Here is a 12164-nt window from a genome sequence, read left to right on the forward strand (position 1 = left end):
TCAAACATCATCAAACATCACTCACAGGCGCCAGACGATCGCGAACCACGATCGACGGATGTCAGGCAGGGAGCACCATGCAGCAGCGCACGGCCGTCGACGCGCCACCGCGGGAGACGAGCGCACCACCGACCCGCCGGACGGCACGCGGGGCCACGCCGCCCAGCGCGGCCCGCTCCACGACGGCCCCGTCCCACCGGCCCGTCCGCCGCGCCGTCACGTTCGGCCCGGTGCTCGTCGTCACAGCGGTGCTCGCCGCGCTCGCCGGCGCCGCTCTCGCTCGTCAGGCCCACGTCCTGCTGAGCCCGCAGACTGCCTCGTCGCAGGAAGCCGTCACACGCCTGGTCGCCGGGGTCGTGGCCGGGATCGGCGCGCTCGCCGCGAGCTGGCTCGCGGGATCGTGCGTGGTCGGGGCCGGGTGCGTGCTCGCCCGCGGTGCCGGCCGCGCGTGGCACCTGGGCGAGCGTGCCGTGCAGCGGTGGGCGCCCGCCGTGGTGCGACGGACCGTCGCGGGGGTCGTCGGCGCCGGGCTCGGGCTCGGCCTCACGGTGACCGGGGCGAGCGCCGCCGAGCTGCCCGCCGCGCCGCCCCGCTCCCCCGACGCCGTCGTGGTCCTCAGCGAGCCCGGGCTCGGCGGGCCTCCGCTGGGCTGGGTCGTCAGCACGCCCGACGAGGACGCCGGGTACGGCTCCGGGTCCGACGACGCGACGACCCCGACGCCGGCACCATCGCCGTCCTCGACGACGCGGCCCGCGGCCCCGCAACCGGCCCCGCGACCGGCATGGCAGACTCCGACGGCCACGGACACGGCGCCGACCGACGACACCTCGCAGGTCCCGGCGCCGTCAGTCCGGGCCACCGTCGTCGTCGAGGCGGGCGACTCGCTGTGGACGATCGTCGCAGCCCAGCTCGCGCCCGGCGCGGACGACGCCGACATCGCGACGGAATGGCCACGCTGGTACGACGCGAACCGCGCGGTGATCGGGACCGACCCCGATCTGCTGCTGCCCGGTCAGGTCCTGCAGGCACCCGAGGTCGTTCGATGAGCGCCGCGACCGTCGAGCCGCGTACAGCGCTCGAGGAGGAGATCGCCCGCCGGCTCCGCGACGAGCGGCCACGCCTGGGACCCCGTCCGGGGCACGGGCCCCGTGTGCGACCGGTCGTGGACCTCGAGCCCCGCGCGCACCGACTGGCGGCGCGCGGTCCGGCCACGACGATTCCGCGCACGATCGGCGCGCGCATCTCGGTCCTGCGGGCGGTTCAGGAGCCGGAGGAGGTCGACGACCCGTCGGCGCCCGTCCTGGAACCCGACCCGGCACTCGACCCGGCGCGCATCGCGGGCACGCTCGCTCACGGCGTCGTCGAGGTGCTCGTCGGACGCCGCAACGCCGCCCAGCTCGCCCGATGGGTCAGCCCCGGCGTGTTCGACGCGCTACGCGCGCGTGCGACCGTCTCGGCACGCACGCTGGGGCCGCGTCTGGCCGGACGCGCTCCCGTCCTGCGGTCCGTCCGCGTCTGCCCGATCGCACCCGGCGTCGTGGAGGCCGCGGTCGTGGTCGACGACGGCGCACGCGTGCGCGCGGTCGCTCTGCGGCTCGAGGTGCACCGTGGCGCGTGGCGCGCCACGGTGCTCGAGGTGGGTTGACAGACCCGCGCTCAGGGCCGCCGGTCAGCGCTTGCGCTGCTGCTTGGCGGCCTTGCGCCGTGCCTCACGGTTCGAACCGCTTGCGTCACCCGCCGAGCCCGACGAGTCCGCGGCACCTGCCGACGAGGAACCCGAACCCGACGAACGCGACGCCGACGAACGCGAGGTCGACGAACGCGACGGGCCCGACTTCGACCCGGCACCCGACTTCGACCCGGCACCCGACTTCGCCTGGCCGTCCGCATCGCGCATGACGACGGCGACGTCGCCATCCTCCGACGGCGCCGAGTACTGCAGCGGGACGCGCTGCTCGGGTCCGTCGATGCCCTTGGCCACCAGTCGCGGTCCGGAGCCGGCCGCCGCGGCGGCGGACTCGGCGCTCACCACCGGCGCATCGACAGGTGCGTCGACCGGCCCGTCCTGGATGTCCGCCTCGGCGTCCGCGTCCTGAACCTGCACCTGCAGGTTGAACAGGAACCCGACCGTCTCCTCCTTGATGGCGTCGGTCATCGCGTTGAACAGCTGGAACCCCTCGCGCTGGTACTCCACGAGCGGGTCGCGCTGCGCCATCGCGCGCAGACCGATGCCTTCCTTGAGGTAGTCCATCTCGTAGAGGTGCTCGCGCCACTTGCGGTCGAGGACCGAGAGGGTCACGCGCCGCTCGAGCTGACGCATGTTGTCGGAACCGATCGATGCCTCGCGCTCGGCGTAGGCGTGCTCGGCGTCCGACAGCAGCTCGCGCGTCATCATGTCCGCGGTGAGGCGGGTCGGGCCGCCGGCGGCCTCGACCACCTCGTCGGGCGTGATCGACACCGGGAACACCGCCCGCAGCGCGGTCCACAGCGCCTCGAGGTCCCAGTCCTCGGGGCGGCCCTCGGCCGTCGCGCCGGTGATGTACGCGCCGATGACGTCGGTGCGGAAGTGGCCGATCTGCTCGTGCAGGTCCTCGCCCTCGAGCACACGCCGACGCTGGTCGTAGATGACCACGCGCTGGCGGGACATCACGTCGTCGTACTTGAGGACGTTCTTGCGGATCTCGAAGTTGCGCGCCTCGACCTGCGACTGCGCCGACTGGATGCCGCGCGTGACGATCTTCGACTCGAGCGGCAGGTCGTCGGGGAACCCGGCGCGCGTCATCATCGACTCGGCGAGGCCGGAGTTGAACAGACGCATGAGGTCGTCCTGCATCGACAGGTAGAACCGGGACTCGCCCGGGTCGCCCTGACGGCCGGAGCGGCCGCGCAGCTGGTTGTCGATGCGCCGCGACTCGTGGCGCTCCGTGCCCAGCACGTACAGGCCGCCGAGCTCGACGACCTCCTCGTGCTCGGCGCGGACGGCGTCCTTGGCCTTCTCGAGCGCGTCGGGCCAGGCGGCCTCGTACTCCTCCGGGCTCTCCGCCGGGTCGAGCCCACGGTCGGCGAGCGCGGAGACGGCCATGAACTCGGCGTTGCCGCCGAGCATGATGTCCGTGCCACGGCCGGCCATGTTCGTCGCGACCGTGACGGCACCCTTGCGGCCGGCCTGCGCGACGACCGCAGCCTCACGCGCGTGCTGCTTGGCGTTGAGCACCTCGTGCGGGACGCCCTGCTTGCGCAGCATCGACGACAGGAGCTCGGACTTCTCCACGCTCGTCGTGCCGACCAGCACCGGCTGGCCCTTGGCGTGACGCTCGACGATGTCCTCGACGACCGCGTCGAACTTGCCGGCCTCGGCCTTGTAGACGAGGTCGCGCTGGTCGATGCGCTGCATCTCGCGGTTCGTCGGGATCGGCACGACACCGAGCTTGTAGGTGCCCTGGAACTCGGCGGCCTCGGTATCGGCCGTACCGGTCATCCCGGAGAGCTTGCTGTACAGACGGAAGTAGTTCTGCAGCGTGATCGTGGCGAGCGTCTGGTTCTCGGCCTTGATCGCCACGCCCTCCTTGGCCTCGATGGCCTGGTGCATGCCCTCGTTGTAGCGGCGGCCCGGCAGGATGCGCCCGGTGTGCTCGTCGACGATGAGGACCTCGCCGTTCATGACGACGTAGTCCTTGTCGCGCCGGAACAGCTCCTTGGCCCGGATCGCGTTGTTGAGGAACCCGATCAACGGCGTGTTGAGCGACTCGTACAGGTTGTCGATGCCGAGGTAGTCCTCCACGCGCTCGATGCCGGGCTCGAGCACGCCGATCGTGCGCTTCTTCTCGTCGACCTCGTAGTCCCGCTCGGCCTGCAGCCGGCGCACGACCTTCGCGAACTCGCCGTACCAGCGGTTCGCGTCACCCGCGGCGGGGCCGGAGATGATCAGCGGCGTACGCGCCTCGTCGATGAGGATGGAGTCCACCTCGTCGACGATCGCGAAGTTGTGACCGCGCTGCACCAGCTCGTCGGTGCTCCACGCCATGTTGTCGCGCAGGTAGTCGAAGCCGAACTCGTTGTTGGTGCCGTAGGTGATGTCGGCGGCGTACTGCTCGCGGCGCTCGGCGGGCGTCATCGTCGCGATGATGCAGCCCGTCGTCAGACCGAGGAACCGGAAGACGCGCCCCATCAGCTCGCTCTGGTAGCCCGCGAGGTAGTCGTTGACGGTGACGACGTGCACGCCCTTGCCCGACAGCGCGTTGAGGTAGGCCGGCAGCGTCGCGACGAGGGTCTTGCCCTCACCGGTCTTCATCTCGGCGATGTTGCCCATGTGCAGCGCGGCGCCGCCCATGAGCTGCACGTCGAAGTGGCGCTGGCCGAGGGTGCGCCGCGACGCCTCGCGCACGGCCGCGAAGGCCTCGGCGAGGATGTCGTCCAGGGACTCGCCGTCGGCGAGCCGCGCCTTGAAGCGGTCGGTCTCCTCGCGCAGCTCGGCGTCCGAGAGCGCCTCGAAGGCGTCCTCCAACGCGTTGACCTGCTGGGCGATGCCGGCAAGCTTGCGAAGGATCCGACCCTCACCCAGCCGCAGGACCTTCTCGAGGATCGCAGACACTCATGACTCCTGGTGGTGGCGCCCCGGCACCATGGGCCCGAAGCTGCTCGCTGGCTGTTCGACGTGCCCGGCGGCGTCGCCGGGCCCGACCATCGTAGGCGAGGTCACGGTCCGCGGGCGCAGGGTGACCACGGCGGCCACCAGGAGCAACCCGCCGAGGACCCCCACCGGGCCCAGCCGCTCGCCGCGCAGCAGCACCGCGCCGAGGGCCGCGGTGAGCGGCTCGAGCAGTGCGAGCAGCGTCGCGTGCGTCGCGCTGACCGTGCGCAGCCCCGTGAAGTAGGCCGCGTACGCCGTGGCGGTCGGCACCGCCGCGAGGTACACGAGCAGCGCCCAGCCGTGCGCGTCGTGCGGCAGGACGATCCCGCCGTTCAGGATGCCGGCCGGCGCGGCGGCGAACGGCAGCAGCAGCACGCCGCCGATCGTGAACGAGACCGCGGTGGACGCCAGCGGGTCGAGCCCCTCGACGTGCACCGTGTTGACCGCGGTGAGCGCCGCGAACGCGGCCGCCGCGAGCAGCGCGAGCAGCACGCCCGTCCCGGGGTCCGTGCCGCCCCCGGAACCGGGCTCGGCACCGGCCGTCACCAGCGCGACGAGCCCGACGAGCGCGAGCACGAGCGCGACGAGCGTGCGCGCGTCGGGCCGTCGTCGACGCACCGCGGCGGTCGCCGCCGCGACGAGCACGGGCGCGGCACCGAGCGTGACCAGGGTCGCGACCGCGACACCCGAGCGGTCGACCGCCTCGAAGTAGGCGGCCTCGAACAGCGCGATGAGCAGCGCCGTCCCGCCCGTGCGCAGCAGTGCACCGCGGCTGCGCGGGTACCGGCGCAGTCGTCCGAGCGCACCGACGACGACCGCCAGCAGCAGCCCTCCCCCGAGGAGCCGGAAGCTGGCGACGGTCATCGGCGTCAGGTCGGCCGTCTCGCCCAGCGCCGCCCCCGCGAGACCGCCCGTGCCCCACAGCACCCCGGCCAGCGCGACGAGCGCGAAGTCCGCACGCCGCGTCATGCCGCCGTCAGCTCCCGGTGCAGAGGAGCCACGAGGTCACCGCCGAGGCCGGACGGGTCGATGCGGACCTCGTCGAGCCCGAGCCACCGAGCCGCGAGCCGCAGCTCGGGTACGAGCGCGGCGACCACCGCGGACTCGTCGGAACCGTCCCGAGCGCGCGCCGCACCCGACGCCGACGTCGGCGGGTGATGGGCGGCGCGCACGAGCAGCGTGCCGGTCGCGCGGTCGGCCTTGAGGTCGACCAGCGCCGCGATCCGTTCGCCGAGCAGGAACGGCAGCACGTAGTAGCCCCACACGCGCTGCGCCTCGGGGACGTAGATCTCGATGCGGTAGCGCAGCCCGAACAGCTCCTCGAGCCGACGGCGCTCGAACACCAGCGGGTCGAACGGGCTGAGCAGCGCGCACGCGTCCGAGCGCCGCGGCGCGACCGCGTCCCGGTGGCGGTACACCTCGCGGTCCCACCCGGCGACGCGGGACGGGACCAGCTCGCCCGCGTCGACCAGGTCGTCGATCGCCGCGAGGGCGACCTGGGTGCGCACGCGGAAGTAGTCGGCCAGGCACTGCGCGCTGCCGATCCCGTTCGCCCGGGCGGCGATCCGCACCAGCTCACGCACCGCGTCCTGCTTCGACGGCTCCGGCTCGGCAAGCACGTGCGGCGGCAGCACCCGCTCCGTGAGGTCGTAGCGACGCTCGAACGCCGGGTTGCGACCCGCCGAGGTGACCTCGCCCGTGAAGAACAGGAACTCGAGGACCCGCTTGGCGTCCGACCAGTTCCAGCCCCAGTGCACCCGCGCGATCGCGGCACCCTCGAGCAGCTCGTGCACCTGGGCGGCCGTCAGCGGCCCCCGCTCGCGCAGCAACGCCCGCACGTCCTCGACGAGTGCGGCCTGCTGCAACGGCACGTCCCGGATCATGCCCCACGAGTCCTCCTGGTACGCACGCTGCCGCCAGGCGAGCAGCCGCAGGGTGTGCGGCGGCACGAACGACGCGACGTGCGCCCACGCCTCGACGAGCCGGCGCGGTGAGCGGGCGGACGCACGGTCGATCAGCGCCGGGTCGTACGGGCCCATCCGCGAGTAGACCGGCACCAGGTGAGCGCGCGCGAGCACGTTGACCGAGTCGATCTGCAGCAGGCCGAGCCGGTCGACCACCTGCTGCACGTGCCGCATCGTCACCTGCTCGACGCTCGGGCGGCCGCGATCGAGTCCCTGTGCGCGCAGCGCGATCCGGCGGGCCCGCGACAGCGGGTGCTCCTCCTGGACCTGGTGCCTGTTCGCCACGCGGCAATCCTGCCCGACGGCACCGACACGGCGACGCGCCCGGCCGGGACAGTTCCACCGGCCGGGCGCGTCGAGTCGCCGGGCTGCTTCGTCGGACCGCTCGTCGAACCTTCTCGTCGAACGTTCTCGTCCGACTTCTGGTCCGACGAGGTCAGCGGACCGCTGCCGCCTCCGTGGGCAGCGGGAGCAGCCCGGTCGAGACGGGTGTGTCGAGCTTGATCACGCCGTAGCTCCAGCCGCGGCGCCGATAGGCGACCGCGGGCTGCGCGGTCTCGGCGTCGACGAACAGGTAGAAGTCGTGGCCGACGAGCTCCATCTCGTAGAGCGCGTCGTCGACGGTCATCGGCAGCGCCTCGTGCACCTTCTCGCGGATGACCACCGGCGAGTCGCCGAGCGTGTGCTCGACCGCGGCGCCGGGGTCGAGCGGCGCGACGGCGAGCGGCTCCTCGTCGGGCTGGGGCGGACGGACGTCCACCGAGGCGAGCGGAGCGTGGTTGCGGTGCTCCTTGCGCCGGTCGCGCGTCCGACGCAGGCGCTCGAGCAGCTTGCCGAGCGCGAGGTCGAGGGCGGCGTACCTGTCGTCGGCGCACGCCTCGGCGCGGATGACGGGACCCTTGTCGACGACGGTGAGCTCGACGCGTTCCGAGCTGTCCGCCTGACGCGGGTTCGCCTCGTGCGAGACGAGGACGTCGATCCGCTGGGCGCGGGGGGCCAGCTGCTCGACCTTCGCGAGCTTGTCCTGCAGGTGGGCCCTGAACTTCGGGCTGACCTCGGTGTGCCGGCCGGCAACCACGATCTCCATGTGAAGCCTCCTGGGAGGGAAGGGACGCCTGAGCGCCCGGTGAGTGCGTGCGTGGCCCATGACGGGCCGACGAATCGGCATCACCTCCTCCCCGCTGCGGTGCGACCTCCCGGTCACCCCGCCGTCGGCTGGGGCTCCACGCTAACCCGGCGCGGCGTCCCGGACCAACCGGCGCGAGGGTGACGTGTGCGCGTGTCGCCCGACCGGCGCACCGGGCGGCGGCGTCGCCGCGAGCACGACGCCGGCGACGACGTGCGCACCCTCCGCCAGCAGCGCGCGGCGGGCCGCCGCGAGCGTCGCCCCCGTGGTCAGCACGTCGTCGACGAGCACGACGACCTGGCCCGTGACCTGCACGTGGGCCCGCAGCGGAACCACTGCCGGAACCAGCGCCGGCACCAGCGCCGATACCAGCGCCGACGCCTGCGCTGACACAAACGAAGGAGCCCGCACACGCACCCGACCGTGCAGGTTGCGCTCACGGTCGCGCGCGCCCAGGCCGACCTGGTCGCCGCCGCGCCGCACGAGCACGTCCGCGGTGCGCGCCGCCACGCCCGCCGCGCCGAGCCCGGCGACGACGCCCGCGGCGAGGGTCGCCGTGTGCGACCGCCCCCGACGGCGACGCGCCGCCGCGCTCGACGGCGCCGGCACGACGAGCACGTCACCCGCGGCGCCCCGCGTGGCCGCGGCCGCCGCCACGCCGAGCCGGTACGCGACCTCGGCGAGCGGAGCCGACAGGTCCGCCCGGCCCCGGTCCTTCCACGCGATGACGGCGGCCCGCACCGGCCCGACCGCGTCCGCGACCGTCCACACCGGCAGTGGCGCCGTGCCGTCCATCGGGTCGAGTCGTGCGGCGTCGTCCTCGCAGCGCCGCACGTCCCCCGCGAACGCGGCGCGGCACCGCGCGCACCACGGATCGTCGTCGGTGCCGCAGCCCGCGCACTCGACCGGCAGCACGAGCGCGAGCAACCGCGTCAGCGCCGCGCGCACCGCCCGGCCGGCAGCCGTTCGTCGCAGGCACGTTCGTCGCAGGCACGTTCGTCGCAGGCGCTCGGGCACGCCGCCAGCCTGGCCGACACCACGCGCCCGCGGCGACCGACGGCGGCCACCTGTGGACGGGCTGGGTCAGCCGGGGAACGCCGGGTCGCGCACGCCCTCGACACCCGCGACGGTCGTCCACGACGAGGGTCCGACGAGCTGGCGCAGCAGGCCGTCCGCCGTCGTGATGTAGATCGTCGTGCCGGCGGCCATCGCGACGACGTCCGGCACCTCGGGCAGCGTCACGGTCAGGCCGGAGACCGGCACACGGTGCACGGTCGTCCCGCCGGTCGAGCGTCCGAGCACCGCGAGCGTGGACTCGTCGATCCAGTCGACATCCTGCGCGTCGAGGATCGGCGCGCCCACGCGCACCGGTGCGCCGAGCACCTGCGGCGCACCCGACGCGTCGCGCACGACCGCGGCCAGGTCGACCGCGACACCGTCCACGGCACGCGAGACGACCGCGACGCGCGCACCGTCGCATGCGACCGCGAGCGCGACGACCGTGCGACCCACGAGCCAGTCCGCCGCGACCGGCAGGGCGTCGGAACCGACGCGTGCGGCGACGATGCCCGACACGCCGGCCGTCCACGCCCAGCCGTGGCGGTCCACCGAGGGCGCGACCAGCCCGGCGCCGGGGACGAGCAGCTGCGGCGTCTCGCCCGTGGGCGCGACCGTCGTCAGTCCGTCCGGCGTGAGCACGACGCGCACGTCGCCGCTCTCGTCGCGCGCGGCGTGGCTCGCGTCCTTGCCGACGGGTTCGAGGCCGTCGACGGGCTGCACGCCGTCGCCGTCGAGCAGCACGACGGAACCGGCCTGGAGCATCTCGACAGGTCCGGCCGTGGCCGAGCACCGGGCGATCGCGTCGGGACTGCCGTCGAGGATCACCGATCCCGTGGTGACGGTCACGTTGCGCACGCCGGGGACGGCACCCAGGCTCGCCTCGAACTGCGCGAGCAGCGCGTCGCGGTCGGCCGGCAGGACGAGCGAGGGCGGTTCGAGGCCGACGCTCGCGGTGCCTTTCGCGTCGATCTCCACCGCGAGCGGCTTGAGCTGGACGGCCTCGGGCACGGCCGTCGTGACCGCGTCGCGCAGCCACGGCGACGGCCCGTCGACGAGCGCCCGCGCGACCGACGTCTGCAGGTTGTCCGCCGGGAACCACCGCGTCTCGGGGACGAGGTAGGCGCCGTCGGCGGACAGGAAGTAGACGGGCGAGGAGCGGAACGTCCGGGAGAACTCCGTCTGCGCGAGGATCAGGCCGTCGGGCGCCGACGAGATGCGCCACTCGCCGGCGCGGTCCTTGCGCAGCTCGAAGGTCCGCGAGTCGCGCGCGCCCTCGGCGGCCTCCGTGTAGCGCCCGTCGGCGTCGACGTACGCAACGACCGGAAGGTCGAAGGTCACGGTGTTCTCCGTGGGCTGCACCACCTCGGGCGTGCCCGCGACGAGCACGCCCGCGAGCGGCTGCCACGACGTGCGCAGCTGTCCGGTGAGGTACTCGCGCGCGGTCGCGAACTCGTCGGGGAACCCGACGCCACCGGCCAGCAGGAAGCCGTCGACGATCTGCAGCGGGTCGGCGCCGTCCTGCGGCCCCTCCGCGAGCACGTCGATGTCGCGCGTGTCGCCGACCGTGACGTCACCGCGCACGACGGGCCCGGAGGTCGGGATCGCCACGCACCCCGTGAGTGCGAGGAGCGCGGCCAGCGCGACCCACGTCCCGACGAGCGCGGCGGGCACGCGCGGGCGGCGGATGCTCATCGCACCTCCTGGGGCTCGGGCACGTCGTCGGGCAGCTCGGGCAGCGCAGCAGGATCGGTGCGGGGACGTTGCGTCGGGGTGATCACCGGGTCCGGCAGCTCGTCGTCGGGCGGGACGATCGGCAACGGCGAGTCGACGAGGTGGATGCCCGCGCGACGCGGCAGCGTCAGGCGGAAGCACGCACCCCGGCCGGGCCGCCCCCACGCCTCGAGCCAGCCGCCGTGCAGGTGCGCGTCCTCGAGCGAGATCGCCAGCCCCAGGCCCGTACCGCCCGTCGTGCGCGCACGCGCCGGATCGGCCCGCCAGAACCGGTCGAACACGTGCGCCGCCTCGTCGGCCGTCATCCCGACGCCGCGGTCACGCACGGTGACCGCGACCGCGTTGCGGTCCGCTCCGACGAGCACGTCGACCGTCGAGCCCTCGGCGTGCTCGACCGCGTTGACGAGCAGGTTGCGCAGGATCCGCTCGACCCTGCGCGGGTCGATGTCCGCCACGCAGCGCGCTTCGGGCACCTCGACGCGCAGCCACGAGCCGCGCCGCGCCGCGAGCGTGAAGGTGTGCTCCGCCGCAGCCACGACGACGTCGCTCACGTCGCGGCTCTCCGCGTCGAGCACCGCCGCACCGGCGTCGAAGCGGCTGATCTCGAGCAGGTCCGCGAGCAGGTCCTCGAACCGGTCGAGCTGCGTGAACAGCAGCTCGGCGGATCGCTTGACCCCGGGCGGGAAGTCGTCGCGCGACGCGTGGATGACCTCGCCGGCCATGCGGATCGTCGTCAGCGGCGTGCGCAGCTCGTGCGAGACGTCGCTGACGAACCGCCGCTGCAGCGTGGACAGCTCCTCCATGCGCCCGATCTGGTCCTGCAGGCTCGTCGCCATCTCGTTGAACGAACGCGCGAGCGTGGCCATCTCGTCCTCGCCGCGCTGCTCCATGCGCTCGTCGAGGTGCCCGTCTGCCAGCCGTTCGGCGACCTGCGCGGCCCGCCGCACGGGGCGCACGGCCTGGCGCGTCACGAGCCACGTCATGCTCACGAGCAGCACGACGAGGGCGAGCGCGGCGAGCGCGAGCGTGCGCTGCAGGAAGTCGAGGCGGTCCTGCTCGGCCTGCAACGAGTACAGGAAGAACAGCTGGTAGGTCCCGACGACCGGGACCGTGACGTCCTGCCCGATCATCACGGCCGGCTCGGCGCCGTCCTGGACCTGCCACTCGACCGACTGCCAGTGCTGCCCACCCTCCGCGGTGGCCAGCCGCAGCGGGTCGCTGACCATGTCGAACAGGCTCGCGTCGGAGGCGGCCTGCACGAACGAGATCGCCGAGGTCTGACCGGGCGCGCGCAGCAGGAAGACCTCGCGGTCCCCCGTGCCGCCCGCGGCCTGGGCCGTCGCGACGTCCGACAGCAGACGCTGCGCCTCGATGCCGGTCTGCGCGGTCGAGTTGTCGAACGTGCCCTGCGCCTGGGCCGTGCTGCGCGCGCTCTCCTCGAGGAGCTGCTCGACGCGCCCGTCGAACAGCCCGTCGCGCATGCGCTCGCCGACGTACAGCCCGACGGCGGCGACCGCGAGCGCGCCGATCGCGAGCGTCGTCGTGATGACCCGGACCTGCAGCGAGGACCGCCAGGCGTGACCGAACGTCCGGGCACGCCGGTCCGTCCGGGCCCGCAGGACGCGCCCGGCGTCGCTCACGCGCGCCAACGCGC

General features: G+C 73.8%; 9 protein-coding genes. 2 read left to right on the forward strand and 7 right to left on the reverse strand.

Annotated elements, in window-relative coordinates; all coding sequences use genetic code 11:
• The first annotated feature begins 77 nt into the window (after nt 1-77).
• The gene (locus CCO02nite_RS08920) at nt 78-1046 is read left to right on the forward strand and encodes a LysM peptidoglycan-binding domain-containing protein (protein WP_146842786.1); all 969 of its coding nucleotides are present in this window, start codon (nt 78-80) and stop codon (nt 1044-1046) included.
• Nucleotides 1043-1645: an Rv3235 family protein gene (locus CCO02nite_RS15880; protein ID WP_222593175.1), complete on the forward strand. Its 603-nt coding sequence runs from the start codon at nt 1043-1045 to the stop codon at nt 1643-1645. The genes CCO02nite_RS08920 and CCO02nite_RS15880 overlap by 4 nt, the downstream gene beginning before the upstream one ends.
• 24 nt (nt 1646-1669) lie before the next feature.
• On the opposite strand, the gene secA is transcribed toward CCO02nite_RS15880, so the two are convergent.
• The 7 genes from secA to mtrB form a co-directional block, all read right to left on the reverse strand.
• Entirely contained in the window at nt 1670-4591 is a 2922-nt protein-coding gene (gene secA / locus CCO02nite_RS08930) for a preprotein translocase subunit SecA (RefSeq protein WP_146842787.1), read from the reverse strand.
• Nucleotides 4592-5599, reverse strand: a complete 1008-nt coding sequence (locus CCO02nite_RS08935) for a DMT family transporter (RefSeq protein WP_146842788.1) — start codon at nt 5597-5599, stop codon at nt 4592-4594. It abuts the gene before it with no gap.
• Nucleotides 5596-6879, reverse strand: a complete 1284-nt coding sequence (locus CCO02nite_RS08940) for a winged helix-turn-helix domain-containing protein (protein WP_246117445.1) — start codon at nt 6877-6879, stop codon at nt 5596-5598. The genes CCO02nite_RS08935 and CCO02nite_RS08940 overlap by 4 nt, the downstream gene beginning before the upstream one ends.
• A gap of 151 nt (nt 6880-7030) precedes the next feature.
• Nucleotides 7031-7681 (reverse strand): ribosome hibernation-promoting factor, HPF/YfiA family, encoded by a 651-nt coding sequence (gene hpf, locus CCO02nite_RS08945; protein WP_146842789.1) that lies wholly within the window; start codon nt 7679-7681, stop codon nt 7031-7033.
• Between the two features lie 141 nt (nt 7682-7822).
• Nucleotides 7823-8737: a phosphoribosyltransferase family protein gene (locus CCO02nite_RS08950; RefSeq protein ID WP_246117446.1), complete on the reverse strand. Its 915-nt coding sequence runs from the start codon at nt 8735-8737 to the stop codon at nt 7823-7825.
• Between the two features lie 66 nt (nt 8738-8803).
• Nucleotides 8804-10471 carry an LpqB family beta-propeller domain-containing protein gene (locus CCO02nite_RS08955; protein WP_146842790.1) on the reverse strand — a complete coding sequence of 556 codons (1668 nt, stop codon included), beginning with the start codon at nt 10469-10471 and terminating at the stop codon, nt 8804-8806.
• Complete coding sequence (gene mtrB, locus CCO02nite_RS08960; RefSeq protein WP_246117447.1) at nt 10468-12150, reverse strand: MtrAB system histidine kinase MtrB; 1683 nt, start codon at nt 12148-12150, stop codon at nt 10468-10470. Before mtrB ends, CCO02nite_RS08955 begins: the two co-directional genes overlap by 4 nt.
• Nucleotides 12151-12164 lie beyond the last annotated feature (14 nt).

It is taken from the genome of Cellulomonas composti, from assembly GCF_007990245.1.
Classification (GTDB): Bacteria; Actinomycetota; Actinomycetes; order Actinomycetales; family Cellulomonadaceae; genus Cellulomonas; species Cellulomonas composti.